This window comes from Endobacterium cereale, from assembly GCF_009617585.1.
In the GTDB taxonomy this organism is placed as follows: domain Bacteria; phylum Pseudomonadota; class Alphaproteobacteria; order Rhizobiales; family Rhizobiaceae; genus Neorhizobium; species Neorhizobium cereale.
Genome location: NZ_WIXI01000045.1, coordinates 108,786 through 134,360 on the forward strand (window position 1 = coordinate 108,786; position 25,575 = coordinate 134,360).

At 59.9% G+C, this 25,575-nt stretch carries 30 protein-coding genes; 13 read left to right on the plus strand and 17 right to left on the minus strand.

The annotated features are described in order from the left end of the window. Nucleotides 1-232 precede the first annotated feature (232 nt). The 4 genes from thrC (at nucleotide 233) to GAO09_RS15930 (ending at nucleotide 6,574) form a co-directional block, all read left to right on the plus strand. Nucleotides 233-1,639: a threonine synthase gene (gene thrC, locus GAO09_RS15915; RefSeq protein ID WP_153354997.1), complete on the plus strand. Its 1,407-nt coding sequence runs from the start codon at nucleotides 233-235 to the stop codon at nucleotides 1,637-1,639. A 27-nt stretch (nucleotides 1,640-1,666) separates the two neighbouring features. Then, nucleotides 1,667-2,965 (plus strand): M16 family metallopeptidase, encoded by a 1,299-nt coding sequence (locus GAO09_RS15920; RefSeq protein ID WP_153354998.1) that lies wholly within the window; start codon nucleotides 1,667-1,669, stop codon nucleotides 2,963-2,965. An 85-nt stretch (nucleotides 2,966-3,050) separates the two neighbouring features. Beyond that, the gene (locus GAO09_RS15925) at nucleotides 3,051-3,680 is read left to right on the plus strand and encodes a GNAT family N-acetyltransferase (RefSeq protein WP_153354999.1); all 630 of its coding nucleotides are present in this window, start codon (nucleotides 3,051-3,053) and stop codon (nucleotides 3,678-3,680) included. Beyond that, the gene (locus tag GAO09_RS15930; protein ID WP_153355000.1) at nucleotides 3,677-6,574 is read left to right on the plus strand and encodes an EAL domain-containing protein; all 2,898 of its coding nucleotides are present in this window, start codon (nucleotides 3,677-3,679) and stop codon (nucleotides 6,572-6,574) included. Before GAO09_RS15925 ends, GAO09_RS15930 begins: the two co-directional genes overlap by 4 nt. A 15-nt stretch (nucleotides 6,575-6,589) precedes the next feature. Here GAO09_RS15930 and GAO09_RS15935 read toward each other — a convergent pair whose 3' ends face one another. From GAO09_RS15935 to GAO09_RS15945, 3 genes are all read right to left on the minus strand, one after another. Next, nucleotides 6,590-6,970 (minus strand): hypothetical protein, encoded by a 381-nt coding sequence (locus GAO09_RS15935; protein WP_153355001.1) that lies wholly within the window; start codon nucleotides 6,968-6,970, stop codon nucleotides 6,590-6,592. A gap of 69 nt (nucleotides 6,971-7,039) precedes the next feature. Next, complete coding sequence (locus GAO09_RS15940; RefSeq protein ID WP_209018732.1) at nucleotides 7,040-7,372, minus strand: hypothetical protein; 333 nt, start codon at nucleotides 7,370-7,372, stop codon at nucleotides 7,040-7,042. 34 nt (nucleotides 7,373-7,406) lie between these two features. After that, nucleotides 7,407-7,811, minus strand: coding sequence for a hypothetical protein (locus GAO09_RS15945; protein ID WP_153355003.1), 405 nt, complete (start codon nucleotides 7,809-7,811; stop codon nucleotides 7,407-7,409). A 242-nt stretch (nucleotides 7,812-8,053) separates the two neighbouring features. On the opposite strand from GAO09_RS15945, the gene GAO09_RS15950 reads away from it, so the two are divergent. The 4 genes from GAO09_RS15950 (at nucleotide 8,054) to GAO09_RS15965 (ending at nucleotide 9,859) form a co-directional block, all read left to right on the plus strand. Beyond that, complete coding sequence (locus GAO09_RS15950) at nucleotides 8,054-8,287, plus strand: hypothetical protein (RefSeq protein WP_324185450.1); 234 nt, start codon at nucleotides 8,054-8,056, stop codon at nucleotides 8,285-8,287. Nucleotides 8,288-8,423: 136 nt separating this feature from the next. Next, the gene (locus GAO09_RS15955; protein WP_153355004.1) at nucleotides 8,424-8,804 is read left to right on the plus strand and encodes a hypothetical protein; all 381 of its coding nucleotides are present in this window, start codon (nucleotides 8,424-8,426) and stop codon (nucleotides 8,802-8,804) included. A gap of 53 nt (nucleotides 8,805-8,857) precedes the next feature. Next, on the plus strand, nucleotides 8,858-9,346 hold the full coding sequence (locus GAO09_RS15960; RefSeq protein WP_153355005.1) for a lipase family protein: 489 nt from the start codon (nucleotides 8,858-8,860) through the stop codon (nucleotides 9,344-9,346). Between the two features lie 231 nt (nucleotides 9,347-9,577). Beyond that, nucleotides 9,578-9,859 (plus strand): DUF4242 domain-containing protein, encoded by a 282-nt coding sequence (locus GAO09_RS15965; protein ID WP_153355006.1) that lies wholly within the window; start codon nucleotides 9,578-9,580, stop codon nucleotides 9,857-9,859. 118 nt (nucleotides 9,860-9,977) lie between these two features. Here the strand turns inward: GAO09_RS15965 and GAO09_RS15970 are convergent, their stop codons facing one another. The 3 genes from GAO09_RS15970 to GAO09_RS15980 all read right to left on the minus strand — a co-directional run bounded on the left by GAO09_RS15970 (nucleotide 9,978) and on the right by GAO09_RS15980 (nucleotide 12,057). Next, nucleotides 9,978-11,042 (minus strand): zinc-binding metallopeptidase family protein, encoded by a 1,065-nt coding sequence (locus tag GAO09_RS15970; protein ID WP_153355007.1) that lies wholly within the window; start codon nucleotides 11,040-11,042, stop codon nucleotides 9,978-9,980. A gap of 100 nt (nucleotides 11,043-11,142) precedes the next feature. Further along, nucleotides 11,143-11,334 (minus strand): CsbD family protein, encoded by a 192-nt coding sequence (locus GAO09_RS15975; protein ID WP_153355008.1) that lies wholly within the window; start codon nucleotides 11,332-11,334, stop codon nucleotides 11,143-11,145. 117 nt (nucleotides 11,335-11,451) lie between these two features. After that, nucleotides 11,452-12,057, minus strand: a complete 606-nt coding sequence (locus tag GAO09_RS15980) for a YqgE/AlgH family protein (RefSeq protein WP_153355009.1) — start codon at nucleotides 12,055-12,057, stop codon at nucleotides 11,452-11,454. A 164-nt stretch (nucleotides 12,058-12,221) separates the two neighbouring features. On the opposite strand from GAO09_RS15980, the gene GAO09_RS15985 reads away from it, so the two are divergent. Further along, a complete protein-coding gene (locus GAO09_RS15985) occupies nucleotides 12,222-13,094 on the plus strand; it encodes a protein-disulfide reductase DsbD domain-containing protein (protein ID WP_153355010.1) in 873 nt (290 codons plus the stop codon). A gap of 208 nt (nucleotides 13,095-13,302) precedes the next feature. Next, nucleotides 13,303-13,788, plus strand: a complete 486-nt coding sequence (locus GAO09_RS15990; protein WP_153355011.1) for a peroxiredoxin — start codon at nucleotides 13,303-13,305, stop codon at nucleotides 13,786-13,788. A gap of 46 nt (nucleotides 13,789-13,834) precedes the next feature. Here GAO09_RS15990 and GAO09_RS15995 read toward each other — a convergent pair whose 3' ends face one another. Then, a complete protein-coding gene (locus GAO09_RS15995) occupies nucleotides 13,835-14,143 on the minus strand; it encodes a Dabb family protein (RefSeq protein WP_153355012.1) in 309 nt (102 codons plus the stop codon). Nucleotides 14,144-14,346: 203 nt separating this feature from the next. Here GAO09_RS15995 and GAO09_RS16000 point away from each other — a divergent pair, with 203 nt between their 5' ends. The 3 genes from GAO09_RS16000 (at nucleotide 14,347) to GAO09_RS16010 (ending at nucleotide 17,061) form a co-directional block, all read left to right on the plus strand. After that, the gene (locus GAO09_RS16000; protein ID WP_153355013.1) at nucleotides 14,347-14,709 is read left to right on the plus strand and encodes a hypothetical protein; all 363 of its coding nucleotides are present in this window, start codon (nucleotides 14,347-14,349) and stop codon (nucleotides 14,707-14,709) included. Nucleotides 14,710-14,797: 88 nt separating this feature from the next. Beyond that, on the plus strand, nucleotides 14,798-15,793 hold the full coding sequence (locus GAO09_RS16005; protein WP_153355014.1) for a peptidoglycan-binding domain-containing protein: 996 nt from the start codon (nucleotides 14,798-14,800) through the stop codon (nucleotides 15,791-15,793). Nucleotides 15,794-15,984: 191 nt separating this feature from the next. Then, nucleotides 15,985-17,061, plus strand: a complete 1,077-nt coding sequence (locus GAO09_RS16010; protein ID WP_153355015.1) for an NAD(P)-dependent alcohol dehydrogenase — start codon at nucleotides 15,985-15,987, stop codon at nucleotides 17,059-17,061. Nucleotides 17,062-17,370: 309 nt separating this feature from the next. Here GAO09_RS16010 and rnhA read toward each other — a convergent pair whose 3' ends face one another. From rnhA to cyoE, 10 genes are all read right to left on the minus strand, one after another. Further along, nucleotides 17,371-17,838, minus strand: a complete 468-nt coding sequence (gene rnhA, locus GAO09_RS16015) for a ribonuclease HI (protein WP_153355016.1) — start codon at nucleotides 17,836-17,838, stop codon at nucleotides 17,371-17,373. Further along, nucleotides 17,835-18,809, minus strand: coding sequence for a homoserine kinase (locus tag GAO09_RS16020; RefSeq protein ID WP_153355017.1), 975 nt, complete (start codon nucleotides 18,807-18,809; stop codon nucleotides 17,835-17,837). Before GAO09_RS16020 ends, rnhA begins: the two co-directional genes overlap by 4 nt. A 157-nt stretch (nucleotides 18,810-18,966) precedes the next feature. Beyond that, a complete protein-coding gene (gene ispH, locus GAO09_RS16025) occupies nucleotides 18,967-20,019 on the minus strand; it encodes a 4-hydroxy-3-methylbut-2-enyl diphosphate reductase (RefSeq protein ID WP_153355018.1) in 1,053 nt (350 codons plus the stop codon). Nucleotides 20,020-20,153: 134 nt separating this feature from the next. Continuing rightward, entirely contained in the window at nucleotides 20,154-20,939 is a 786-nt protein-coding gene (locus tag GAO09_RS16030) for an SURF1 family protein (protein WP_153355019.1), read from the minus strand. 29 nt (nucleotides 20,940-20,968) lie between these two features. Beyond that, nucleotides 20,969-21,463: a L,D-transpeptidase family protein gene (locus GAO09_RS16035; protein ID WP_153355020.1), complete on the minus strand. Its 495-nt coding sequence runs from the start codon at nucleotides 21,461-21,463 to the stop codon at nucleotides 20,969-20,971. A gap of 154 nt (nucleotides 21,464-21,617) precedes the next feature. Beyond that, nucleotides 21,618-22,652, minus strand: a complete 1,035-nt coding sequence (locus GAO09_RS16040; protein WP_153355021.1) for a glycosyltransferase family 4 protein — start codon at nucleotides 22,650-22,652, stop codon at nucleotides 21,618-21,620. A gap of 171 nt (nucleotides 22,653-22,823) precedes the next feature. Continuing rightward, a complete protein-coding gene (locus GAO09_RS16045; protein ID WP_153355022.1) occupies nucleotides 22,824-23,699 on the minus strand; it encodes a cytochrome c oxidase subunit 3 in 876 nt (291 codons plus the stop codon). A gap of 49 nt (nucleotides 23,700-23,748) precedes the next feature. Then, nucleotides 23,749-24,324: a cytochrome c oxidase assembly protein gene (locus GAO09_RS16050; RefSeq protein ID WP_153355217.1), complete on the minus strand. Its 576-nt coding sequence runs from the start codon at nucleotides 24,322-24,324 to the stop codon at nucleotides 23,749-23,751. Nucleotides 24,325-24,420: 96 nt separating this feature from the next. Then, a complete protein-coding gene (locus tag GAO09_RS16055) occupies nucleotides 24,421-24,561 on the minus strand; it encodes a hypothetical protein (protein WP_153355023.1) in 141 nt (46 codons plus the stop codon). Further along, nucleotides 24,558-25,514 (minus strand): heme o synthase, encoded by a 957-nt coding sequence (gene cyoE, locus GAO09_RS16060; RefSeq protein WP_153355024.1) that lies wholly within the window; start codon nucleotides 25,512-25,514, stop codon nucleotides 24,558-24,560. The genes GAO09_RS16055 and cyoE overlap by 4 nt, the downstream gene beginning before the upstream one ends. Between the last annotated feature and the right edge of the window lie 61 nt (nucleotides 25,515-25,575).

Here is a 25,575-nt window from a genome sequence, read left to right on the forward strand (position 1 = left end):
TGATCTCTGGCGCGCCCGGAACCCTCCGGCACCTCTTCAAGCCAAGGTCTATAGCAGCGGCAAAATCAAAAATCGATCCGTTATGAGACGAAAATCATCTGCACGTTGAAACACATGTGAATGCGGCGAAATTCGCGCAGTCGAACCGCTGGCGTGCAATCCGGGCTCGCAATCCCCAACAGCTTTCTGTATTGAAGGCCGAACTTTTATACGCCTTACTTTCTTCTGGGGAATGAACTTCGTGGAATACATCTCGACACGCGGCGAAGCACCCGCGCTCAGCTTTCGCGACGCACTCATGGCCGGCCTTGCCCGCGACGGTGGCCTTTACGTTCCGCGCGAATGGCCGACCTTCTCCAAAAAAGACATCAAGGCCCTGCGCGGCAAGACCTATCAGGAGGTCGCCTTCGCGGTGATCAGCCGTTTCGTCGGTGACGAGATCGCGGCCGACAAGCTGCAAGCGATGATCGATGAAGCCTACGCCACCTTCCGCCATCCGGCCGTCGTGCCGCTGGTGCAGACCGGCCCGAACGATTTTGTGCTGGAGCTTTTCCACGGCACGACGCTGGCCTTCAAGGACGTGGCGATGCAGCTGCTCGCCCGCCTGATGGACCATGTTCTGGCCGAGCGCGGCGAACGCGCCACCATCGTCGGCGCCACTTCGGGCGATACCGGCGGTGCCGCCATCGACGCCTTTGCCGGCCGCGAGCGCACCGACGTCTTCATCCTTTTCCCGCACGGAAAAGTGTCGCCGGTGCAGCAGCGCCAGATGACCTCTTCGGGTGCATCGAATGTTTACGCCGTTGCCGTGAAGGGCAATTTCGACGACTGCCAGAACCTCGTCAAAGAGATGTTCAACGACGTTTCCTTCCGCGAAAAGGTCGGTCTGTCGGGTGTCAACTCGATCAACTGGGCGCGCATCATGGCGCAGGTGGTCTATTATTTCACCTCCGCCCTCTCGCTCGGCGCACCTGATCGCAAAGTCTCGTTCACGGTGCCGACCGGCAATTTCGGCGATATCTTTGCGGGTTACGTCGCCAAGAAGATGGGCCTGCCGATCGAGCGTCTGGCCATCTCCACCAATGACAACGACATTTTGGCCCGCACGCTGAAGACCGGTCGTTACGAGATGAAGGGCGTGCACGCCACCACCTCGCCGTCGATGGATATCCAGATCTCGTCCAATTTCGAACGTCTTCTGTTCGAAGCCTATGGCCGTGATTCAGGCACCGTGCGTAATGCCATGGCGAGCCTGAAACAGTCCGGTTCGTTCGAGATCCAGGCGGAAGCGCTGAAAACGATCCGCCGCGAGTTCCGCGCTGCCCGCGCCACCGAACGCCAAGTTGCTGCGACCATCAAGGAGACGCTGGCGGAGACCGGTTACCTGATCGATCCACATACCGCGACCGCTGTTTTTGCAGCGAAAAAATTTGCAAAACCCGGCGTTCCAATGGTGACGCTGTCGACCGCGCACCCGGCCAAGTTCCCGGCTGCAGTAGAAAGCGCTTGCGGAATTTCCCCAGCCCTTCCACTATGGCTTGCTGATCTAATGACACGGGAGGAGCGTTTCGATCTCTTGGATGCCGACCTGAAAGCCGTCGAAAGCTTCATCGGCAAACATGCGCGGGCAACCTCGTAAGGGATCGACAAACGCCGGAGATACAGAATGAATGTTAATATCACCCGGCTCGCGTCCGGGTTGACCGTCGTCACCGAAAACATGCCGCATCTGGAAAGCGTTGCACTGGGCGTCTGGATCAAATCCGGCTCGCGCAACGAGATGGAAGATGAGCATGGCATTGCCCACCTTCTTGAGCACATGGCCTTCAAGGGCACCGCGCGCCGCAGTGCGCGCGACATCGCCGAGGAAATCGAGAATGTCGGCGGCGAACTGAACGCTGCCACCTCGACCGAAACGACATCCTATTACGCCCGCGTCCTGAAGGATCACGTGCCGCTGGCCGTCGATATCCTTGCCGACATCCTGACCGAAAGCGCCTTCGAGGAAGAAGAGCTGCAGCGCGAGAAGAATGTCATCCTGCAGGAAATCGGCGCGGCCAACGATACGCCCGACGATATCGTCTTCGACCAGTTTTCCGAAGTCGCCTATCGCGGCCAGACGCTCGGCCGCCCCATTCTCGGCACACCGGAAACGGTGCTGGCATTCACGCCCGACAATATTCGCGGCTACCTTTCGCGCAATTACACCACCGACCGCATGTTCGTGGTCGCAGCCGGCGCCGTCGATCACGACGTCTTCGTCAAACAGGTGGAACAGCGTTTCGCTTCGCTGCCGCAGACGCCTTCGGCACCGCCGGTCATGGAAGCCGCCAAATATATCGGCGGCGACGTGCGCCTCACCCGCGACCTGATGGATACGCAGGTGCTGCTCGGTTTCGAGGGCAAGGCCTACCACATGCGGGACTTCTATTGCTCGCAGATCCTCGCCAACATCCTGGGTGGCGGCATGTCCTCGCGCCTGTTCCAGGAGGTGCGTGAGCATCGCGGCCTCTGTTACTCTGTCTATGCCTTCCATTGGGGTTTTTCCGATACCGGCATTTTTGGCATCCATGCCGCGACAGGCGCGAACGATCTGCCGCAGCTGGTTCCGGTCATTCTGGATGAGTTGCGCAAGTCGTCCGAAATCATGCATCAGGTGGAAATCGACCGCGCCCGTGCGCAGATCCGCGCCCAGCTTCTGATGGGCCAGGAAAGCCCCGGCGCCCGTGCCGGCCAGCTTGCCCGCCAGATGCTGCTCTACGGTCGCCCGATCCCGAGCGGCGAAATGATGGAGCGCCTGGAAGGCATCACCACCCAGCGCCTGACCGATCTTGCCGGACGTCTGTTTTTCGATACGGTTCCGACATTGTCCGCCATCGGCCCGGTGGAAACACTGGCGCCGTTCGAAGACATCACCTCGGCGCTTTCGGCGCCGCAGATCAAGACACAACAGGCCACCGGCTGATCCGGCCCGGCCGGTGCATGCCCCATGCTCCGGCCAACGCCTTCCCGCCGATGTCCACCTGCAAGGCGGGCGGAGTGCGCATGATATGACGAGATCGGTGTTTCGGTTTTTGTCGCGACAGCCGGAGACGCCGGAGCTTTACGGCGATCACCACCTGTTGCGCCTGCCGCGTTTTGCCGATTACCGCCAATGGCATGCGGCACGCGATGACAGCCGCGCCTTCCTGCAGCCGTGGGAGCCGACATGGCGGGCTGACGAGCTGACCGAAAGCGCCTTTCGGCTGCGTGTGCAGCGCAATACACAGGAATTCTCATCGGGTATTGCCGTGCCGTTTTTCCTGTTTCGACGGCAGGACATGGCGCTGATGGGCGGGCTGACGATCGGGCTGATCCGCCGGGGAGCGGCGCAAAGCTGCATGATCGGTTACTGGATGGGCGAAAAATATGCCGGCAATGGCCATATGTTCGCCGCACTCAAGCTCGCAGTACCCTACATCCACAGCGGTCTTCAGTTGCACCGTATCGAGGCAGCCTGTATTCCGGAGAACTGGAAAAGCGTGCGTCTTCTCGAGAAGGCCGGTTTCGAACGGGAAGGTCTGTTGCGAAAATACCTGAAGATAAACGGCGAGTGGCGTGACCACCTGATGTTCTCACGACTGGCGGGCGAGACGCCCGAGTTCGGAAAGACGGAATTCGGGAATACGCTTACACCATGACCAACACTGCCTCCATATCGACCATGCAGCGCATCGCGGCGGCGCTGGTCCTCATTGTCACCGCCTTCATTTCGACGTCCGTGTTTGCCGCCGAACCGGTAAAACTGTCGCGTGACGACACCGCGCTCGACCTGACGCCGACCACCGAAATCTATGCCAACCAGGGCGAGGCCTTTCAGGTATCGACCGCCGCCGGCACCGACGGTATCCGCCGCCGTATCGAGGTGCGTGCCTCCTCCGACGCCCACCAGGGCGATTGGGCGGTGTTTGCGCTCGCCAACGTCACCGACGAACAGCTGGAGCGCGTCATCGTCGCACCGCATTTCCGTCTCGCCAAATCACAGCTGTTCTGGCCCGATCTTGGCTCGCAGCGCATCATCTCCATCACGCCATCTGAAGGCTTTGCGCTCGACCGTATCGCCAGCCCGGATGCCGACGTGTTTCGCATCACGCTGAACCCCGGCGCCGTCATCACCTTCGTGGCCGAACTTTCGACGCCGCAACTGCCGCAGATCTATCTCTGGCAGCCGGATGCCTACAAGGATTCGATCAACTCGTTCACGCTCTACAAGGGCATCGTGCTCGGCATTGCCGGCCTGCTGGCCGTGTTCCTGACCATCCTTTTCGTGGTCAAGGGCACATCCATGCTGCCGGCCGCAGCGGCGCTTGCATGGGCGGTTCTCGCTTATGTCTGCATCGACTTCGGCTTCCTCGAAAAGCTGATATTGGTGACATCAAGCGACCAGCGAATATGGCGCGCCGGCGCGGAAGTGGCGCTCGCCTCCTCACTGGTCATCTTCCTGTTCACCTATCTCAACCTCAATCGCTGGCACGTGCATCTCGGTTACGCGACCTTCGCCTGGATTATTGGTCTCGGCCTGCTGTTTGGTGTCGCCATCTACGATCCGTCGATCGCATCCGGCATTGCCCGCCTGTCCTTCGCGCTGACCGGCACGGCCGGCATCCTGCTGATCATCTATCTCGGCCTCAACCGTTTTGACCGCGCCATCCTGCTGGTGCCAACCTGGGCGATCCTGCTGGTCTGGCTGTTCGGCGGCTGGCTGACGGTGACGGGACGTCTCGATAACGATATCATCCAGCCGGCACTCGGCGGCGGCCTTGTCCTCATCGTCCTCCTCATCGGCTTCACGGTCATGCAGCACGCCTTTGCCGGCGGTGCCTACCAGCAGGGTCTGTTCTCCGACCTGGAACGGCAGTCGCTGGCGCTGACCGGTTCCGGCGATACCGTCTGGGACTGGGACGTGGCGCGTGACCGTGTCATCACCACGCCGGACATTTCGCAGCAGCTCGGCCTTTCGTCGGGCACCATGCACGGCCCGGTGCGCAACTGGATCCCGCGCCTGCACCCGGATGACCGCGACCGCTTCAAGGCAACGCTCGACGTGTTGCTGGAACACCGCCGCGGCCGCCTCAACCACGAATTCCGCATACGCGCCGAAGACGGCCATTTCCACTGGCTGCAAATTCGCGCCCGGCCGGTTCTCGGCTCGAATGGCGAGATCATCCGCTGCGTCGGCACCGTCGTTGATGTCACCGAACAGAAAAACTCGGTCGAGCGGCTGCTGCAGGATGCCATGCATGACAACCTGACCGGCCTGCCGAACCGTCAGGTGTTTCTCGACCGCCTGCAATCGGTGCTGACCATCGCCGCTTCGAGCGACGGCGTGCGCCCGACCGTGCTGTCGATCGATATCGACCGTTACAAGCAGGTGAACGACAGTCTAGGCATCGCCGCCGGCGACAATATTCTGATCGCGCTGACCCGCCGCCTGCGCCGTCTCCTGAAACCGCAGGATACGCTGGCCCGCCTTTCCGGCGACGAGTTCGGCCTGATCCTGGTGTCCGAACGCGACCCGGCCAAGGTGGCGGATTTTGCCGATGCCGTGTCGAAGGCGATCATGGTGCCGATCAACTTTGCCCACCGCGAAATCATCCTCACCGCCTCGATCGGTCTGGCGTCATGGGTGGACCAGCAGGAAAACGCGCAAGGGCTGCTCAGCGACGCCGAGCTTGCCATGTACCGGGCGAAGCGTGCCGGCGGCAACCGCGTCGAACCCTTCCGCCCGGCCTTCCGCTCGACAGGCACAGACCGTCTGCTTCTGGAAACCGACCTGCGCCGCGCGCTGGACCGCAAGGAACTGACCATGGCCTACCAGCCGATCATCCGGCTGGACAATGGCGAGATCGCCGGTTTTGAGTCTCTCATGCGCTGGGAACACCCCAAACGCGGCACCATTCCGCCGAGCGAATTCATCCCGATCGCCGAAATGTCGGACCTGATCGGCCCGCTCGGTCTGTTCGCGCTCGACCGTTCCGCTAACGACCTGAAGGACTGGGAAACCCAGACCGGCGACCTGCCGATCTTCATGTCGGTCAACCTGTCGAGCGCGCAGCTGATCAACAACGATCTGTGCAACGACGTGCGTTCGATCCTGGCGAAAACCCACTGCGCCCCGAGCCGGTTCAAGCTGGAACTAACCGAGTCGGTCATGATGGAAAACCCGGAACAGGCCCGCCTCGTGCTGAACAAGCTCAAGGAAACCGGCATCAGCCTCGCCCTCGACGATTTTGGCACGGGCCATTCTTCGCTCGCGTACCTCACGCAATTCCCGTTCGACACGATCAAGCTCGACAAGGCGCTGGTGGCTGGTGCGGCGGAAAAGCGGGCGCTGCTGTTGCGCTCGGTGATCGCCATGGCGCGTTCGCTGGAAATGGTGGTGGTGGCCGAGGGCGTCGAAACCGACGACGATGCCGCCGACCTGGTGAAAATGGGCTGCCATTACGGCCAGAGCTACCTGTTTGGCCCGCCAATGGACGCGGCTTCGGTGCAGAGGTTGCTGAAGGAACGGTTTCCGCTGACGAAACGGGCTTGATTGGAAAAACGGGTCTCACGGATGAGATCCGACGACCTCCGCTCGGGAAAGATAAAATACGCCCCTTGGCGGCGGCGGCACATAGGTGATCAGGAAGATCAGCACCAATGCGATCCGCCTGCCCCATTGGGCCCAACCCGTTGTGCTGCCATCCGGCACATTCGGCCGTGCAATTTCAGCAAGCAGGACACAGGCTGCCCCCGCCAGCCTTGCGGGAACCCGGATTTCCATGCCCTTGAGGGCTACCACCATATCCCATGATATCGAGGCCAGATGGTATGGCAGGGTCGTAACGGGCACGCCGTGAGCCTCAAGATAGGCGGCCGTGGTGGCCGTTTCGGCAAAACCGTAACCGATCGCGACGGTTACAAGACGGTCATCATCCGAGTGCTGCATTGACAATGTCCTCGGCTTGCAAGCTTACCTTTGAAATCTGGTGGGCAGCGGACCGACATGAGGGTGGGCTCACGTAACCACCCTACCATCGTCGTTACGGATCGTACCACCGAGTTTTTGCCTGAGCCGGCGCAGCAGATCGAGAACCACCGCGTCCTCATGATAGTGCCGGCCGCTGATGTCGGCTGAGATCACAAATGGGCCTGTGGTCAGATCGAATTCACTGCCTCCGTCGACATTGAAACAAGCGATGGCATCATCTCCGGCAGCATTAAACAGAACCCATGGCTTAGACTGCCGCGGCAGCATTTCCGTCAGAGCCGCTCTGGCCGCAACATCATCATCTAGGTCTTCGAGATAATAGCTTTTCATGGCCATGACGGGTGACGGGAACAGGAGCATTTCGCTCAGAGAAACGCTCCTGAGGATAACGGTCTCACCGGCTCCAGACAATTGTGGGATTTACCGTGAAATTGGGCACAACGGCTGCAACGGGCAAATAGGAATCGAGGTTTTCGACATCATGGGCCGCCCTCAGGTGCCAATCACGATCTGCCTGCGCAAACACCTGCAACATGGCGGAACACAGCGCATCCCAACCCTGTAGGGTATCATGGACAACCACTTGGTCATTGGGGCGAGAGCCCGCAAATGCGAGGCACAGTTCCGGTTTCATCGAGCGAAACCGCGTATATCCGACGATCTGGGACACGCTGCTCCATTCCACACGGAAGATAGGTTCCTGGGATGTGACGAGCGAAAAACCGGATGCATCGACGCGGATAGCGGATCCTTCCGGGCTGATCCCGCGTCGAGGATCAATCTTGCGACTGCCTGCCATATCTGTCCCGTTGCCTGTCTCAGAATAAAGCTGTCTTGCCCGGCCTATACCTCGTGCCGACAGGCCGCGAAAGCCAGCCCACCGGATCGAAAAATTTCTTCAGACGCGGGCGGCCAGGCAATGTGACCAACATCCCTCTCGACGCTTCTAATCCCCTCCCCCATTGACCTCAGCCAATTTCCCCACAATACGCTCAGACCGAAAAACGTGGTAGACGCCGCAGGCATAACAACAGGAGCATCATCGTGAGCGAAAAGACCGTCGCGGAAGCAACAGACCAAATCTACCAGTCGATCAATGCCGACAATCTCGATATCGATCTGCATATCGCCGCCCTCAAGGCAGCGCTTGGCCGTGAAGGCCAGAAGGAAGCCGTCTTCGATCCGGCAAAGCTCGCACATAGCAACCGCTCCGGCCGCAAGCTGATGCAGGCCTATTTTCGCCAGCGCGGCGTGACGGTGAAATTTTCGGCTTAACAAAGCCAGAGCGGCCGCGTTGAAACTGCTGCCGCATCTGACCCCACGCATCGGGACCCGGTCGTATCCGCACGACCTCTCAAGGCAAGCTATCGAGGCAAGGCGCGAACAGACGGTGTATCCCTTCAAGAAAACCGTGATCTTTTTCACGCTGGCGCCTGTCTTGCCCGGTATTTTCCTGTCCCTCTATCTGGCCGCGATGGGGATTTTCTCTTCCGCCGAAAACACGGCCGTCACCGATGGTGTCTTCGGCACATTGGGGCTGGTAATCGCATCCGCCATCCTTGGCCTGATATTATATGGCGTTCCGGCCCTTATCCTTTCCATCATCTATGCCTGCTTCGAATTGCACAGATGTTTCAAGCACATCGCGATAACAGGTCTGGCTGGCGGCCTCACCGCGCTGATGTGGAGCCACCTCGTTCCGCTTGACATGAAACCAGCCGTCATCTTCGCTTCTGGCGCCGTCAGTTCGCTGCTGACCGCGATCTACGCCCTTCCGAAAGAAAGCAGATAATTTTCCGGACGCGGCCGTTGCCCGCATGCTGGCATGATGAATGCGCCGTACACATGGTCCCGCATTCCATGGGCGGCCTCATCACACGATCCTTCCTGCACCGGCATCGCCCTAAAACATTGGGCCGCGTCGTCATGCTCGGCACGCCCAATCACGGCAGCGAGGTCGCGGATTTTCTGGCGCGCAATGCCGCCTATCGCTGGTTTTACGGTCCGGCCGGGCAGGAACTGATCACCGGCCGTGTACCGTTGCCCGAAATCGGCGATATCTGTGATTACGAACTCGGCATCATCGCCGGCACACGGACCATCGATCCGGTCAGCTCGATGATCATGCGGCGCCCCAATGACGGCAAGGTTTCTGTCGAAAGCACAAGGATGGCAGGCATGAAAGAGCAGCTTATCCTGCCGGTGTCACACACGTTCATGCCGCAAAACCCGGTTGTGCAGGCAGCGGTGATCCGCTTCCTGCAAACCGGATCGTTCCATCAGATCGATGAGCCAAGCCCGATTAGCGCCGCTGATGCACCAGACGGCGGATAAATCCCAGCTTGGCCATCACGGTCGCACCCGGATGAACGGGATCCAGAGCGGTAGCAGCTGTTCGGCTTCATCGGCGAAATAGAGCCTCCGCGTTACCGCACAGGTCCATCACCATGTCGGTGTGTGCCCCTTGCTACGCGATCCATCCGCCCAATTGATGTATCCCTAAAATTTGACTCTCTGTCACTTCTGGCGCTTGATGTGGCTGGTAGAAACGGAGAGGAGCCGGTCATGCCAACCTTCATCATAGAGCGAGACATTCCGGGCGCCGACAAATTGTCGTCCGATGATCTCTGCCAGATTTCCGCAAAATCCAACGAGGTCGTTGCGGGACTGGACGTGCCATATAAATGGATCACCAGCTATGTGGCTGGAGACAAGATATACTGCGTCCACGAAGCGCCAAGCGCCGAGGACATCAAGCGCCATGCCGAAATTGGTGGATTTCCGGCGAACAGGATCACTGAGATCTCTGCTGTGATCGGGCCAGAGACGGGGGCGCCTGCCCGTTAGCGGCACGAATGCATCTGTCGTAAGACGATGCGGCCCGGCTTGGCGCAAACAATTTCCCCCACACGGGAGGCTGGATCGGCCGGGCTCACGCCCGGCAGTCGCGCGTGGCGACCAGCGCTCAATGCCGCTGATGCACCAGCCCGTGGATGAATTCCAGCTTGGCCACCACGGTCGGCCCCAGAATGAACGGATAGAGATCCGGCACGCCCAGTGAGCGGTGCAAGGCGTTGAGCGCCACGCTGAACGGAATCCAGGCCGATACCAGCTGTTCGGCATCCTGCGCGAAATAGGGATTGAACGCCACTTCCGCTGCCATTTCCTCGTGGCCGCGCGGTTCCACCACCATGCCGAACGCGCGTGCCGTTTCCAGCGTGTCGACGATATGCAGGTAATGGGCGAAGCTTTCGGCAAAATCCTCCCAGGGGTGGGAGCTGGCATAGGTGCTGATGAAATCCTCCTGCCAGTTGGCCGGCGGGCCTTGCTCGTAATTGCGCTTCAGGGCTTCCGAATAATCCTGCCGTTCATCGCCGAAAGCGAGGCGGAACGGGTCCAGCCGCTCGCGGTCGCGCACCAGCTTGTCCCACATGTAATGGCCCACCTCGTGGCGGAAATGGCCGAGCATGGTGCGATAGGGTTCGTCCATCGCGACCCTGATCTTTTCGCGGGTGGCATCGTCGGCCTCCGCCGCACGGATGGCGATCAGTCCGTCCTCGTGGCCGGTCAGCGGCGCCACCACCGTGCCGTCCGGCTGCAATTCATCGACCAGAAAATCGAACACCAATCCGCCGTCGGGATCTTCCGTTCGGGTCGTGCGCGGCAGGTTCCATTTCAAAAGCGAATAGAACAGGTGCCGTTGCGCCTGGCTGATACGCCGCCATTGCAGCAAGCCTTCTTCGGTCGAAGCGTCCGGCACGAGCCGGTTGTGACGGCAGGCCTGGCAAAACGTCTCACCGCTACCGGCCGGCACCGTCCAGTTGCAGATGTCGTTATCCGCATTGGTGCAGAACATCACACGGGTGAGCGGATCGGAAACCAGTTGCCAGCCTCCCTCCTCCATATCTTCCGTCAGCGCATGCATGCTCAGTTGCTCGGGCACGAAACCGAGACGGTGGCCGCAATTGACGCAAGCGCGATTGTCGAAATGGATCGGCTGGCCGCAGTGATCACAGTCGAAAAGACGCATGGGATTTTCCGGAAATGGAGAGAAGGAAAGGCGGATACAGAAAACCTGCCCCGGCGGATACCGAAACAGGTTTTCGAAACTCTATACGCGTCGGTCGCGATCAGGCGCGGTCGACGATGTCCTTCAGGCCTTCCTTGGCCTTGCCCTTGGCCTGCTGTGCATGGCCCTTGGCTTCCTGTGCGGCGCCCTTGGCGCGCAGGGAATCGTTGTCGGTTACATTGCCAGCAGCCTGCTTAACCTTGCCGGCGACTTCGTTACCCTTACCGGCCATTTTGTCCGAGGTGCTTCCCATTGTCGTTCTCCTTGGTTACCGATGCTTTATTCTTTGCATCGTGTCTGCAGAAAGAACGAACTGCTTTGGCTTTTGTTCCGCGTTGCAAAACGGGACTTTAAAAATCAACCGTCGATTTCAGGCATGCCCGGCATCGGTGGACAGCATGGCGGCACTGATGCCCATGGTGGCGAGCGCACGCTCGTATTTGTCCTCAAGGCAATGGTCGAAGATCATGTCCTCGGTTGCCGGGCAATTGAGCCAGCCATTGCCGGCGATTTCCGCTTCCAGCTGACCGGCACCCCAGCCGGCGTAACCGAGCATCATCGTGGCGCGAGACGGGCCGCGATCCTCGCTGATCGCTCTGACCACGTCGAGCGTTGCGGTGAGCGAGATGTCGTCGCTGATCGGAATGCTGCTATCGCCGGTGAAATCGTCCGAATGCAGCACGAAGCCGCGTCCCGTCTCCACCGGTCCACCCGAGAGGATCGGGAAAGAACGGGTCTTTTCCGGCAGAAGAATGGCGTCGTGCTCGTCCAGCATCTTCAGATGCAGCAGCACATCGACAAAGGAAATCTGCTGCGAACGGTTGATGATGAAGCCCATGGCGCCATCCGCCGAATGCGCGCAGATATACACGACCGAACGGGCAAAATTCCCATCCTCCATGCCCGGCATGGCAATCAGGAACTGGCCATCGAGAAAGCCGCGTTCACGTTTGTCTGCAAGGGTGGAAAATGCCATCGTGCCTCCAGCCTGCTGCCAACCGGCTGTGCCGGCGAACAGCCTCGGTTTGCGTTCCCCCAAGAGCAACATGGGGCACGTCCCTCTGTCAATCAACCGAAAATGATTACGTTTTTTCGGTTGTTGACTGGCTCATGCCGGAGAGATGCAATACTTGCCTAAACATGCGCATCACCCTGCCCTATTCTGATACCGATCATCGTGTCCGGCCATTGGCCGCTGTCCTTGTTACCGCCGGTCTTTGTCTTGGCGCCGCGTTGTGCCTGCCCTGCCTCGCCGTGGCCGAAACCACGCCCTGGGCGCAGAACGAAGGCGGGCGCATGCGCATTGTCACGCTGCCGCCTGATGCCAGCGGGCATGTGCGCGGCGGGCTGGAAATCGAGCCAAAACCCGGCTGGATCACCTATTGGCGCGAACCCGGTGAAGCCGGCATTCCGCCAAAACTGTCGGTGGCCGAAGGCGGTGCGGCAACCATCGAAGAATTGTCCTATCCCGTGCCCAAACGGGTCGGCGACGGCAAGCTTCTGGACATCGGTTACGACAAACCGGTGACGCTGCCCTTCGATCTGACGGTGAGCGATCCGAAAGAGCCGAAGCCGGTCACGCTGTCGGGCTTCATCGGCCTGTGTCGCGATATCTGCATTCCCTTCCAGGCGGATTTCGTTTTGAACCTCAAGCCGGAAGACATGACGCCGCCGGAGGAATTCATGATCCTGCAGAAGGCCGGCGCCTTCCTGCCCGATCCGCCTTCGATGGATTTCGCCGTCACCCACTATTCGCTGACCAATGCCGACAAGGTGCTGAAACTGGCGCTGCGCCTGCCGCAGGACACAAAAAGCAAACCGCAGGTTCTGGTGACGGGACCTGAGGGTTATGTCCTGTTCGACGAGCAATCCGGCACGCGTGACGGCGACAGTTATCTGGTCGAGATGCCGATCGAAAAACTGCCGGTCAAATATGACATGAAGGGCAAACGCTGGGACATTCTGGTGATTGCCGGCACGCGCGCAATGGAGACGTCGCTGGCCTTCGATTGACGGCGATACCTCTTTTGATCCGGCTCTCCCCCTTGCCTTGATCCCTACGCCACCTATAGTCGCCCAACCTGACGATTGTCAGGAATGGGGCAAAGCTTGTCGCGATCCTCGGGATTGCTTCCAGCGCTTTAGGTTGTTGTTTTGGCATGTCGTTTTCGCAAAACCGCTGGGCATTTTTGCGCGACATGCCTGGTATGAGGAGACGTGCATGACGATTGCGATTGGCCAAAAGCTGCCGCAGGCAACCTTCAAGGAAAAAACGGCGGATGGTCCGGTCGAGGTCAACACCCAGGACCTGTTTGCCGGCAAGCGTGTCGTGCTGTTTGCAGTGCCAGGTGCTTTCACGCCCACCTGCACGCTCAACCACCTGCCGGGTTATCTCGAAAACCACGAGGCGCTTGTCGCCAAGGGTATTGATGACATCGCCGTCGTGGCCGTCAACGACTGGCATGTGATGGGCGCCTGGGCGCAACAGTCGGGCGGACTCGGAAAGATCCACTTCCTCGCCGATTTCGACGCTGCCTTCACCAAGGCGATCGGCCTCGACATCGACCTGTCCGGCGGTGGCCTCGGCGTGCGCTCCAAGCGTTATTCGATGCTGGTGGAAGACGGCGTGGTCAAATCGCTCGACATCGAGGAAAGCCCCGGCCAGGCCACCGTTTCCAGCGCGCAGGCGATGCTGGAACGGCTGTAAGGCTGGTTTTCCTCGACACGGCAAAGGGCGCTCACGGCGCCCTTTTTCATATCTCCAGATCGAATACCAGCAGCCCCGCCAGCCCGCCCTCGGCCGACGCCACGATCTTTTCGCCGACCACGACATGATCGGCATGGACGAGATAGGCATCGCGTGCTTCGACGTTTTCAAATGTCACCACCAGCGCATCGGCAAAACCGCCGCCGAGCCCTTCCGGCGAGACATTTGGTCCGTATTTGACCTCGGTGATGCCGGACAGCTTTTCCTTCAGCGAAACGATCGCTTCGAAGATCGCCTTTTTATCCTCCGCGGAAACCGAGGATTTGAAGCGGATGAGAACTGTATGCAGGATCATGTGTAACTCTCCCAACGATTATGTGCAGGATAGATAGGTGCGAAAACATGCGTCTGTAAGGGATCGCACCGAATGATATCGCTGCGAGGGGAGATATACCCAGAACACTTCAATGCGCGTTTACCGCGTACATTATGGCGTCTTTAAGGCGATTATGGCTAAACCGGGGCATCGGCAATTTCGGAATTTCGAAAGCGATGTGAATGCGTTATGGCATCAGTGGGCTTGCTGCCCTTCTTTTCTGCGCTCCGGTGGCGCATGCGACCGACCTTTCAGGCGATTATTCCGGCCGATGCGCCAATGATGACCGCGTGCAATGCGCCATCGAGATTACCGATCGCGCTCAGGTAGCGATCGTGGTCGCCGACAGGATGGATTATGCCAAGAAGCGCTGCGTGATTTCCGGTCGGCTGCAGCCGGCGCCGGAAGGGCTTTACGGTGAAATCCGCAAAGGCATCCACCTCGTCCTGCGGCAGACGCCGGACAGCGGCCTCTACATGAAGGGCCTGCCGATTTCTGCCTGCGGCCTCGACCTCAACGGTTACTACGGCGTGATCGGCGACTGATCAGCCATTCCTCTTCGGCGGCCGCCTTCGGGCTGGAGGTGCCGCTTTTTCCAGACATATCGATCATCATCCATAAGGGTATAGGGTTATGGGCAAGATACATCGCGCAAAATTCCTGATGGCAAGCGTGGTCAGCTTCTCGCTGGTCACCGGTCAGGTTTTCGCACAGACACCACCGGTGGCACCTGTTCCAGCGTCAACCGACAGCACGGCTCCGGCTCCGGTCACGGCGGCGCAAACGCCGGCTGAAAGCCAGGCACCGGCGGCCGCAAGCGCAGCAGCTGCGCCGCAAACACCTTCGGCACCTGCTGCGGCTGAAATGGCGACACCCGTTGCTCCCGCCACATCCATAGCCGCGACGGTTGCCGCCCCTGCCGCTGCGCCCGCCGCCAACGATGGCTGGGAGCAGGAATTTGCCCTGTGGCAGGCCGCCTCCAGCGGTAATACGGTCGATGAATATAATAGCTATCTCACCGCCTATCCGGCCGGAAAATTCGCAGCCATTGCCAAGGCGCGCATCGTCAAGCTGGCCGCCAGCGAAACACCGGTCGTCGAGGCAGTATCAGCACCGGTCGAGATGGCCGCGCCGCCGATGCCCGCCTTCCAGCTCGGCACGCCGGAAACCGAAGCGGTGCTTCTGGGCCAGAAGGCCACCCGTCGCGAGGTTCAGGGCCGCCTGACCTCGCTCGGTTTTTCAACCGGGGGCGCCGATGGCGCATTGGGCGCAAAAAGCCGCAGCGCGATCATGCAATGGCAGGGTTTTGTCGATGCGCCGACCACCGGTTACCTGTCCTATGACCAGCTGGCACGACTGCGCACGGATTCCGAACAGCCTTACCAGAGCTGGCTTGCCGCCCAGCCGAAACCCCGCCCAGCGCAGGTGCGCCAGCGTGCCCGTCCTGCCGCAGGTGACGAACTGGTCGGCCGCGTCAATGACAACAGCGCCGCCGATGCGGCCATCGCGCTCGGCGTGCTGGGCCTTGCAGCCGGTGTGATTGGTGGTGCCGCCATGAGCAACCGCCATCGCCACCACGGCCCGCGTTATTATCGCGGCCATGGTCGCCCGTTCCGCCACCATCGCTGACAGGAAACGCAAGATCAAAAATCGAAAGGCCGGTGGGCAAACCGCCGGCCTTTCCGCATGTCGACGGAATTGACGATTGTCACCTATAGGCGAAATTTAGCGGTAACCTGCGACAAAATGCAACCTTGAGCCGCTCTCCATCCCTGTCCACTCTGGGCCATCGACAAGACATACGAGAGGGAGGACTCGGCATGGCTCAGAAGATGAAGGCGGCGATATTCGTCGAGAAAGGACGCATCGTCCTTGATGAGAAGCCTATTCCGGAGATCGGCCCGCTCGATGCGCTGATCAGGATCACCACCACCACCATCTGCGGCACCGATGTCCATATCCTGAAGGGCGAATACCCCGTCGCCAAGGGCCTGACCATCGGCCACGAGCCGGTCGGCATCATCGAAAAGCTCGGCTCCGGTGTGAAGGGGCTGAAAGAAGGTCAGCGGGTGATTGCCGGTGCGATCACGCCCTCCGGCTGGAGCACGGCCTGCCTGTGCGGCTGTGGCGCGCAGGATGGCGCGGGCACCAAACACGGTTTCAAGGCGATGGGCGGCTGGCGGTTCGGCAACACGATCGATGGCGCGCAGGCCGAATATCTCTGCGTGCCGGATGCCATGGCCAATCTGGCGCCGATCGATGAGGGCGTCACCGATGAACAGGTGCTGATGTGCCCGGACATCATGTCCACCGGCCTGTCCGGCGCCGAAACGGGGCAGATCAGGATCGGTGACTGCGTGGCGGTCTTCGCGCAAGGCCCGATCGGGCTCTGCGCCACGGCCGGCGCAAAACTGATGGGCGCGACGAAAATCATTGCCGTCGACACATTTCCGGCGCGGCTGGACATGGCCAGACGCATGGGCGCCGATGTGGTGGTGGATTACCGGGCGGAAAACCCGGTGGATGCGATCATGCGCATTACCGACGGGCGCGGCGTCGATGTGGCGATCGAGGCGCTCGGCACCCAGACCACCTTCGAGGCAGCCTTGCGGGTGCTGCGGCCGGGCGGCGTGCTTTCCAGCCTCGGCGTCTATTCCTCGGACCTTACCATTCCGCTCGACGCCTTTTCCGCGGGGCTCGGCGACAAATCCATCCGCACCACCCTTTGCCCCGGCGGCAAGGAACGCATGCGCCGCATGCAGGATGTCATTTCTTCCGGCCGCGTCGACCTGTCCGGTCTCGTCACCCACCGCTTCAAGCTCGATCAGATCGAGGAGGCTTATGACCTCTTCGCCAATCAGCGTGACGGCGTGTTGAAGGTGGCGATCACGCCGTAGCGTATCGCCCGGAAACCGGTCCCGGTTTTCGGAAAGGACGATGCCCGGCTCTAGGCTGTTAGAGCGGCTTTCCGCGCCCGCTGGCGCAGGGTGCTGCAATGGCCGACCGAAGCGGCGAAGGCCGGGTGCCTGCGCGCATCGATGGGGTGCGCGCAGGCAAACATTCCACAGGCGTAAAGCCGCTGCATGGCTTTGCGCAAGAGGATTTGAATGCCGGGATACGGGAGGAGGTGGGACGACACGCCGAAACCGTAACGTCCCGCATAACATCGGCCCGGCTGCATTCCCCGGGCCGATGTTTTTTTGTGGTTACTTGACGAGCAGCGAACGGCCGAATGTGGATTTCTTGAACGGCGCCATGCCCAGACGCGCCAGTTCATCGGCACGTTCGTTTTCCGGATGGCCGGCATGGCCCTTGACCCAGTGCCATTTCACCTTGTGACGCTGGTTGGCGACATCGAGCCGCTGCCACAGTTCACCATTCTTGACCGGCTTCTTGTCGGCGGTTTTCCAGCCGTTCTTTTTCCAGCCAAAGATCCATTTCGAAATACCGTCCATGACATATTTGCTGTCGGTATAAAGATCGACCTCGCATTCGCTTTTCAGCGCATCCAGCGCCGAAATCGCCGCCAGAAGCTCCATGCGGTTATTGGTGGTTTCCGCCTCGCCGCCGTTCAGTTCCTTGGTGGTTTCGCCATACCGCAGAATGGCGCCCCAGCCGCCGGGGCCGGGATTGCCCGAGCAGGCGCCGTCGGTGAAAATCTCGACCTGTTTCATGCCGGCTCTCCCGAAATGCCATAATCCGCAACGCTTTCCACATGCGCATGGAAACGCAATTTCTTCAGATACTCGAGCGGATCCTTTTTCACCACCAGCGCACCTTCCGGCGTCGTCAGCCAGTCGTAAAGCCGGGTGAGGAAAAACCGCAGTGCCGAACCGCGTGCAAGGACAGGCAGGGCGGCAAGTTCATCTGCACTGAGTGGCCGCACAGATTGGTATCCTTCCAAAAGCGCCTTGCCCTTGGTGACATTGTAGGCGCCGTCCTTCTCGAAACACCAGGCGTTGAGGCAGATCGACACGTCATAAGCCAGCATGTCGTTGCAGGCGAAATAGAAATCGATCAGGCCCGACAGCGTGTCGCCGAGGAAAAACACATTGTCCTGAAACAGATCGGCATGGATGACGCCAGCGGGCAGGTTTTTCGGCCAGTGGGTGGTGAGGAAATCCAGTTCGCCGGCAATCTCGTCCTGCAATCCGGTCTCGACTTCATCCGCACGGTCAGCGGATTTCTGCCAGAGCGACACCCAGCCTTCCAGTGACAGCGCATTCGGCCGCTTGATCTCGAAACCTTCTCCGGCAATGTGCATCTTTGCCAGCGCCGCACCGACTTCACGGCAATGTTTTGCTTCCGGCTTGCGCAGCCACATGCCTTCAAGGAAGGAAATCAGCGCCGCCGGACGGCCCGACAGTTCGCCCAGCAATTCGCCGTCGTTACGCGGCAAAGGCAAAGGGCAGTTGAGGCCACGATCGGCCAGATGCTGCATCAGCCCTAGGAAAAACGGCAGGTCGGATTTTTCGACGCGCTTTTCATAGAGCGTCAGGATCAGCGGATCCTTTGTCGTGTGCAGCAGGAAATTGGTGTTTTCGACACCCTCGGCAATGCCCTTGTAAGAGGTCAGCTCGCCGACGTCATATTGGCTGAGGAACTGCTTCAGGTCGATTTCGGTGATGTCAGTATAGACGGCCAAGGGAAACTCTCAGGGTGTCGCGTTAAGGGCAGAATCGTCTGCCGGGATTTTTTAATCCGTTTGGTGATGAACGCCACCGGATATCTGGCCGTATAACCAGATATCCGGGCAAAGGGACCTATCCGCAAGATGCGCAAGCACTTGCAGGACAGCCGCCTCACACCGAAAGCGGCCGTTCGCCGTTCACCCAGGCCATATCTTCCTGAGTCAGCGGCACTTCGCGCAGTTCGCGATTAACAAGGAAATTTTCGGTCTCTTCCGTGGTGATAGCCAGCTCCACCTTTGCATCGAACCGGGCGCGAAAAGCCTCGATGATTTCGTCGACGATCACTTCCGGGGCCGATGCACCGGCGGAGATGCCGAGCGTGCGGATGGTGCCGATCTCGTCCCAGTTCAGTTCGGAGGCGCGCTGCACCAGCATGGAGCGTTTGGCCCCTGCCCTGAGCGCAACCTCGACCAGCCGCTTGGAATTGGAGGAATTCGGCGCACCGACGGTGATGAACAGGTCGCAGCCATCCGCCGCCTGCTTCACCGCTTCCTGGCGGTTGGTGGTGGCATAACAGATACTGTCAGCCGACGGCGCCGTCAGGTTCGGAAACCGCTCCTGAAGACGGGCGATCACACCGGCCGTATCATCCACCGACAGGGTCGTCTGGGTCACGTAACCGAGATTGTCCGGGTCGATCGGCACATAGACATCGGCATCCGCGATGGTTTCGACCAGCGAGACAGTCCCCTCCGGCAATTGCCCCATCGTGCCGATCACTTCCGGGTGGCCGGCATGGCCGATGAGGATGACATGGCGGCCAAGACGCTGATGACGCATCGCCTGCTTGTGAACCTTGGACACCAGCGGGCATGTGGCATCGAGATAAAAGAGATTGCGCGACTGTGCGTCTTCCGGCACCGATTTCGGTACGCCATGGGCGGAAAAGACGACCGGCTGCTGGCGATGTTCGGCGGGAATCTCGTTCAATTCCTCGACAAAGATCGCGCCCTTGGCTTCCAGGCCTTCGACGACATAACGGTTATGAACGATCTCGTGGCGGACATAGACCGGCGCGCCATAGGCCTTCAGCGCCAGAACGACGATCTGGATGGCGCGATCGACACCGGCGCAGAAACCACGCGGGCCGCACAGGCGGATCGTCAGTTCGGGTTTTGCGTCAATTGGCCGGGCATCGGCCTGTTCAGTCACCTGAATATTCATTCCGTTCCACACGAAGGGGCGGGCCTAAAGGGCCAAGCCGCGATAGAGGGCCTCTTGCGGTCTCATATAGGCGAGACGCACCAAATGCGCCAAACAAAATTTGCCGGAACTGGCAAAACGCAAGCTCATAGCGACTATGTGCGGCGGCGCTTCAACCACATGGCCGCGACGACACCGGCCAGTGCAAGCGCCAGCCCGTACCATGTAACGGCATATTGCAGGTGATTGTTGGGCAGATCGAACTGCGTGACGCCACCCACCGGAAAGCCGCCCGGATTTTTTAACCTCGCATCCACATCAACGAAGAAGGGCAGAACGCGGGCCGGATCGAGCCCGGCACTCGTCGTCATCGCGGCGATGTCTTTCCAGTAAAAGATGTTTTTGGGAAGATCGTTATCCGGCACCAGCGATGACGGTTTTTTGCCAAGTTTTGCGCGGGCATAACCGGTGAGCGTCACCTCGCCTATGACCTGTCCTTGTTCGCGTTTCGCCGGTTCCTTCAGCTCGTATGGAATGAAACCGCGGTTGACGAGCAGTGTGCGGCCATCCTCCAGCGTCAGCGGCGTATAGACATAAAAGCCGGTCTGGCCCTGATGGGTGGCGAAAAAATGCCGTTCCTTCGTATGATCGAAAGTGCCGGAGATTGTTACGCGGAGAAACTCGATGTCGCCGCCCGTCGCCTGCGCGGCCTCGATATCGGTCAATTGTACAGGCGTCGCATCCCGGCGCTCGGCGATCTTTGCGATCAGCCCTTCCTTCCAATGCAGGCGCTCCACCTGCCATGTGCCGAGCGAAAGAAGGATGGCGAGACAGACGAGAACGAGGCTGGCGGTAAGGGTGGTGCGGCCACGCGACGATGCGCGGGACAGACCTGCCTGCGCCTGCGCGTTCACAACAGAACCATTGACCTGCTCGCTCATTCCGCTCTCCTCTTCCCGAGGAGGTTCTATCACGGCCTGATCTCGATGGGCGTGCCGTTTTTCACGAGATCCCAGATCTCGTCCATTTCCGCATTGGAAACGGCGATACAGCCATTGGTCCAGTCGAACCACTGGGTAAGCGGCGAAAGCCAGCCGAGATAATTGCGTTGGCCATGGATCATGATCATGCCGCCGGGATCTTCCCCGGCTGCGGCCGCGCGTGCCGTGTCGGCTTCGTTGGGATAGGAGACATGGATGGAGCGGTGATAACCGCTGCCGGGATTGCGCCAATCGAGCGTATACGTGCCTTCGGGCGTGCGCTCATCGCCTTCCTTCTGCTTGTGGCCTTCAGGCGAACCACCCAGCGCAATGGAATAGGTTTTGACCACCGTCTCGCCATCCATGATCTGCATGCGGCGCTCGGACTTGTTGACCAGCACATGGGAGACGGATTGGGCGGCGGCGGTGCCCGCTGAGAAGAAGACGAGCAGTGCCAGGGCAAGCCAGTGGAAGGGCCGGTGCATGCGTGACATCTCTCCTGTTTCGGGCTCGGGTAAGGAGACCGATTTCAGAGGAAAAAGGCGGGCGGATGGCGGGGTGGGCAGGATTATCAACGGCGCACACCGACGACCACTTGTCCCCCAGTCAAGTGTGCTAACGGGTTGCTATGATCATGGCTCACACCAACCGCCTCCACGCCTCCCCCACCGGCGCCATATTTGCCTCCCACGATGGCAGCGCATCCGCAAAACGTACGGCCTTTTCTCGCGCCGCTTCATAGGTGGCCTGATCGTCCAGGACAGTCGTGATCTGCCGCGCCATTTCGCTAACATCATTGGCATCGACCAGCGTTGCTGCTTGCCCCGCCCAGCTGGCGACCGCGCCGGAGGGCGTGGAGATGACGGGCACGCCGCGGCAGATCGCTTCGGATATCGCCATGCCATACCCTTCGTAGAGGGACGAGGCGATGTAGAGGTGTGTCTTGGCCCAGAGCGCGTTTAATGCCGGTGCGGTCAGTTCGCCCGCGAGCGTGATGTGGCTGGCGAGGCTGCGGGCCTTGATGAGATCTTGCAGTGACGCAACGTAATCGGGGTAACGCTCGGTATTACCGGCGATGGTGAGGGACCAGTCGGATCGCTCAACCTTGGCCAAAACCTCGACCAGAAACTCGTAACGTTTGCGAGGAATGACGGCACCGACGGACAGCATGCGCCATGGGCCGCCATCATGGATTGGACTTTGCGGTGCGGGGTCGTTACCCGGTCTGCCGGTGATGATTTTTCGCTCGTCGATGCCGTAATGGCCGGTGACGTAATCGCGGCTTTCATCCGAGGTGACGATGATGGCGTCGGCCAGTTGCAGTGCGGATTGTTCGGTGGTGTCGCCCCGCGTGACGGCATCCCCCGCGCCCCGCTCTTCCGTCATCGAGTGATGATAGATCAGCACCAATGTGAATGTTCGGTTGCGCAGGATCGGCAAAAGCATGCAGCCGTAGATGTGGTCCATCACCAGAACCGAGCCCGGCTCGATGCCATCGAACAACGTCGCGATCTCTCCCAGCGCCGCCACATCGGGCGTCGGGAAACACATCGGCACCGTCATCTCACGCACACCGCCCAGATTGCGGTCGAGCCAATCGATCAGGTGACGGTTATAGATCCAGCCGCCGGTCCTCTGTTCGTAATCGGTGCTGTAGAAATGATGGATCGTCATGGCGGGTTCTATGTCGAATTGCTGAGGCGCAAATCATGTCACCCGGCGCGATGATGCGTCCAGCGATGATGCGTCCAGCCATGTTGTCCCAACAAACTCGTCAAAAAGAGAAAAGGCGGGCGCCTCCCAACACCCGCCTTCCCTGTTTCCTGTTCGGTCTTCACCAGCCGGCTAATGCGCCAGCGGCGCGCCCCAATCGCCCCAGATATAGATTGCGAAGAACAGGAACAGCCAGACGACGTCGACGAAGTGCCAGTACCAGGCAGCCGCTTCGAAGCCGAAATGTTTTTCCGGGGTAAACCCGCCGCGGATGGCGCGGACGAGGCAGACCAGAAGGAAGATTGTGCCGACAAAAACATGGAAACCGTGGAAGCCGGTCGACATGAAGAAGGTCGCGCCATAGATCGAATTCTTGAAGTCGAACGGCGCGTGCGCGTATTCGTAAGCCTGCACGAAGGAGAACAGCACGCCTAGCAGCACGGTCAATGCCAGACCGTTGATCAGGCCCTTGCGGTCGCCATGCAGAAGCGCGTGGTGCGCCCAGGTGACGCAGGTGCCGGAAAGCAGCAGGATGACGGTGTTGTAGATCGGCAGGTGCCAGGGATCCAAAACCTCGATGCCCTTGGGTGGCCATTGCCCGCCGGTGAATTCCAGACGCGAGGCCTGAATGGCTTCATGCGGGTAAAGGCTGGCGTCGAAGAAAGCCCAGAACCACGCCACGAAGAACATCACTTCCGAAGCGATGAACATGATCATGCCGTAACGAAGATGCAGCGACACGACGCGGGTATGATGACCTTCGCGGCCTTCCTTGATCGTATCCGCCCACCAGCCGACCATGGTGTAAAGAACGATGGCGAGGCCGATAAAGAACAGCCATGGCGTGGCAAAATTCAGTCCAAAAAGCTTGAACTCGCTGCCATGCAGATACCGCATGTAACCGACGCCGCCAAAGGTGAGGACAAAGGCGCCGATCGAGGCCAGAAACGGCCAGGGGCTCGGGTCTATGATATGGTAATCGTGATTCTTCTGATGCGTATCGGCCATGTCGTCACTCCCCTGACCTGAACCTCTAACCGCCCGAAAGCGGACCCTCTTACAGTTTCTTGCCGTCCGTCACGTTCTTCTCCGGCAGTGCCGCAACGGGCTTTGCCGCCGGCGTGCTCGGATAGAATGTGTAGGACAGCGTGATCGTGCGAATATGTTTTGTCTCTTCGGCGGTCGCCAGATCCGGATCGACAAAGAAGACCACCGGCATGTCCAGCGTTTCACCCGGCTTCAGCGTCGTTTCGGTAAAGCAGAAACATTGCACCTTGTTGAAATAGGCGCCTGCTTCCATCGGCGTGACGTTGAACACGGCCGTGCCCGTCACCTCATAGGGTGAACGATTGGTCGCCTTGTAGGAAATCTGAACCGTCTCGCCGAGCCTTGGCTCGATCGAACGATCGACCGGGCGAAAATCCCAGTTGAGACCGTTCGATGTGTTGGCGTCGAAGGTGACACGGATTGTCTGGTCGAGAATGCGGGTGGAATATTGTTCGACGCGCTGGGTGGTGCCGTTATAGCCGGTCACCTGGCAGAACAGCCGGTAAAGCGGCACGGATGCATAGGCCGCACCGACCATGCCAAAGGCAAAGATGAAGCAGGAGGCCATGATCGAGCCATTGCTCATACGCTTTGCGGGCGTTTTCAGGCCAGCCGAAACCCCGCCATCAGATGGCGAACCCGGCTCTCTCCTCCCTGTCTCCTCCGTCAATCCTGCCTCCCGTCAGTTTGCGGCGCCACCGATCTTGATCAGCGTGACGATATAGAACAGCACCACCAGCCCGGCGAGAACCAGACCGAGCGCCACATTGCGCCCTCGCCTGGATTTCTTCTGGGCCTCGGTGACCTTGACCGTTTCGATCATCCATTCACTCCCAACATACCCCAGACGCCGGCCAGCCAGTGATCGGCCAGAAGCGCGCTGAAAACGGCGAACAGATAGAAGATGGAATAGAAGAACATCTTTTTCGCCGGCACCATCTTTTCATCGCCATCCGGCATGCGCAGCACGAGGATGGAGTAGAAGGTGAAGATGGCGCTCAGCACGAAGGCAAAGATGCCGTAGCCGATGCTGGCAAGACCGGTGAAGGCCGGTGCCACCGCGACCGCCATGGTCAGCAGCGTATAGACGAACATCTGGCGCTTGGTGGAACGTTCGCCAACGACATTCGGCATCATCGGAATGCCGACAGAACCGTAATCACGCATCTTGAAGAGGGCGAGCGCCCAAAAATGCGGCGGGGTCCACAGGAAGGTGATCATGAACAGGATGGTGCTGTCGAGCGAGATGCCGCCGGTGACGCAGGCCCAGCCCAGCATGGGCGGGAATGCGCCGGCCGCACCGCCGATAACGATGTTCTGCGGCGTCGAGCGCTTCAGCCACATCGTGTAGACGACGGCGTAGAAGAAGATGGTGAAGGCCAGAAGTCCGGCGGCAAACCAGTTGACGGCAAGGCCAAGGATCACAACGGAAAACACCGACAGCGTCAAGCCGAAAGCCAAGGCTTCGCGCGGCTGCACGCGGCCATCCGGGATCGGGCGTTTGGCGGTGCGGGTCATCACCTTGTCGATATCGGCGTCATACCACATGTTGAGGGCGCCGGATGCTCCAGCACCGACGGCGATACAGAGAATGGCGATGGCGCCGAGGATCGGGTTGATATGGCCCGGTGCCAGAACCATGCCGACAAAACCGGTGAACACGACCAGCGACATGACGCGCGGCTTCAGGAGTTCGAAAAAATCGCGCGCATTGGCTTCCGACAGGCCAGAGCCCTGTTCGGTGCCGAATGTGTCGTGATCCTGAATGACTGTCATGCGGTGGTCCTGTTCTCGTATCGTATGGCGAAGGCGGCGCAATCACTGCGCTGCCTCCCCC

What these genes read in the sequence shown, in the direction of transcription:
- ispH (WP_153355018.1), bottom strand. Translation starts at nt 20,019, where the DNA reads ATGAATATTCAGGTGACTGAACAGGCCGATGCCCGGCCAATTGACGCA.
- rnhA (WP_153355016.1), bottom strand. Translation starts at nt 17,838, where the DNA reads ATGAAACAGGTCGAGATTTTCACCGACGGCGCCTGCTCGGGCAATCCC.
- GAO09_RS16000 (WP_153355013.1), top strand. Translation starts at nt 14,347, where the DNA reads ATGCGTTATGGCATCAGTGGGCTTGCTGCCCTTCTTTTCTGCGCTCCG.
- GAO09_RS15990 (WP_153355011.1), top strand. Translation starts at nt 13,303, where the DNA reads ATGACGATTGCGATTGGCCAAAAGCTGCCGCAGGCAACCTTCAAGGAA.
- GAO09_RS15930 (WP_153355000.1), top strand. Translation starts at nt 3,677, where the DNA reads ATGACCAACACTGCCTCCATATCGACCATGCAGCGCATCGCGGCGGCG.
- GAO09_RS15945 (WP_153355003.1), bottom strand. Translation starts at nt 7,811, where the DNA reads ATGGCAGGCAGTCGCAAGATTGATCCTCGACGCGGGATCAGCCCGGAA.
- GAO09_RS15960 (WP_153355005.1), top strand. Translation starts at nt 8,858, where the DNA reads ATGGTCCCGCATTCCATGGGCGGCCTCATCACACGATCCTTCCTGCAC.
- GAO09_RS16045 (WP_153355022.1), bottom strand. Translation starts at nt 23,699, where the DNA reads ATGGCCGATACGCATCAGAAGAATCACGATTACCATATCATAGACCCG.
- GAO09_RS15975 (WP_153355008.1), bottom strand. Translation starts at nt 11,334, where the DNA reads ATGGGAAGCACCTCGGACAAAATGGCCGGTAAGGGTAACGAAGTCGCC.
- GAO09_RS15920 (WP_153354998.1), top strand. Translation starts at nt 1,667, where the DNA reads ATGAATGTTAATATCACCCGGCTCGCGTCCGGGTTGACCGTCGTCACC.
- GAO09_RS15980 (WP_153355009.1), bottom strand. Translation starts at nt 12,057, where the DNA reads ATGGCATTTTCCACCCTTGCAGACAAACGTGAACGCGGCTTTCTCGAT.
- GAO09_RS15925 (WP_153354999.1), top strand. Translation starts at nt 3,051, where the DNA reads ATGACGAGATCGGTGTTTCGGTTTTTGTCGCGACAGCCGGAGACGCCG.
- GAO09_RS16040 (WP_153355021.1), bottom strand. Translation starts at nt 22,652, where the DNA reads ATGACGATCCATCATTTCTACAGCACCGATTACGAACAGAGGACCGGC.
- GAO09_RS16035 (WP_153355020.1), bottom strand. Translation starts at nt 21,463, where the DNA reads ATGCACCGGCCCTTCCACTGGCTTGCCCTGGCACTGCTCGTCTTCTTC.
- GAO09_RS16055 (WP_153355023.1), bottom strand. Translation starts at nt 24,561, where the DNA reads ATGATCGAAACGGTCAAGGTCACCGAGGCCCAGAAGAAATCCAGGCGA.
- GAO09_RS15985 (WP_153355010.1), top strand. Translation starts at nt 12,222, where the DNA reads ATGCGCATCACCCTGCCCTATTCTGATACCGATCATCGTGTCCGGCCA.
- GAO09_RS16005 (WP_153355014.1), top strand. Translation starts at nt 14,798, where the DNA reads ATGGGCAAGATACATCGCGCAAAATTCCTGATGGCAAGCGTGGTCAGC.
- GAO09_RS16010 (WP_153355015.1), top strand. Translation starts at nt 15,985, where the DNA reads ATGGCTCAGAAGATGAAGGCGGCGATATTCGTCGAGAAAGGACGCATC.
- GAO09_RS15940 (WP_209018732.1), bottom strand. Translation starts at nt 7,372, where the DNA reads ATGCTCCTGTTCCCGTCACCCGTCATGGCCATGAAAAGCTATTATCTC.
- GAO09_RS16050 (WP_153355217.1), bottom strand. Translation starts at nt 24,324, where the DNA reads ATGAGCAATGGCTCGATCATGGCCTCCTGCTTCATCTTTGCCTTTGGC.
- GAO09_RS16030 (WP_153355019.1), bottom strand. Translation starts at nt 20,939, where the DNA reads ATGAGCGAGCAGGTCAATGGTTCTGTTGTGAACGCGCAGGCGCAGGCA.
- thrC (WP_153354997.1), top strand. Translation starts at nt 233, where the DNA reads ATGAACTTCGTGGAATACATCTCGACACGCGGCGAAGCACCCGCGCTC.
- cyoE (WP_153355024.1), bottom strand. Translation starts at nt 25,514, where the DNA reads ATGACAGTCATTCAGGATCACGACACATTCGGCACCGAACAGGGCTCT.
- GAO09_RS15935 (WP_153355001.1), bottom strand. Translation starts at nt 6,970, where the DNA reads ATGCAGCACTCGGATGATGACCGTCTTGTAACCGTCGCGATCGGTTAC.
- GAO09_RS15995 (WP_153355012.1), bottom strand. Translation starts at nt 14,143, where the DNA reads ATGATCCTGCATACAGTTCTCATCCGCTTCAAATCCTCGGTTTCCGCG.
- GAO09_RS15970 (WP_153355007.1), bottom strand. Translation starts at nt 11,042, where the DNA reads ATGCGTCTTTTCGACTGTGATCACTGCGGCCAGCCGATCCATTTCGAC.
- GAO09_RS15965 (WP_153355006.1), top strand. Translation starts at nt 9,578, where the DNA reads ATGCCAACCTTCATCATAGAGCGAGACATTCCGGGCGCCGACAAATTG.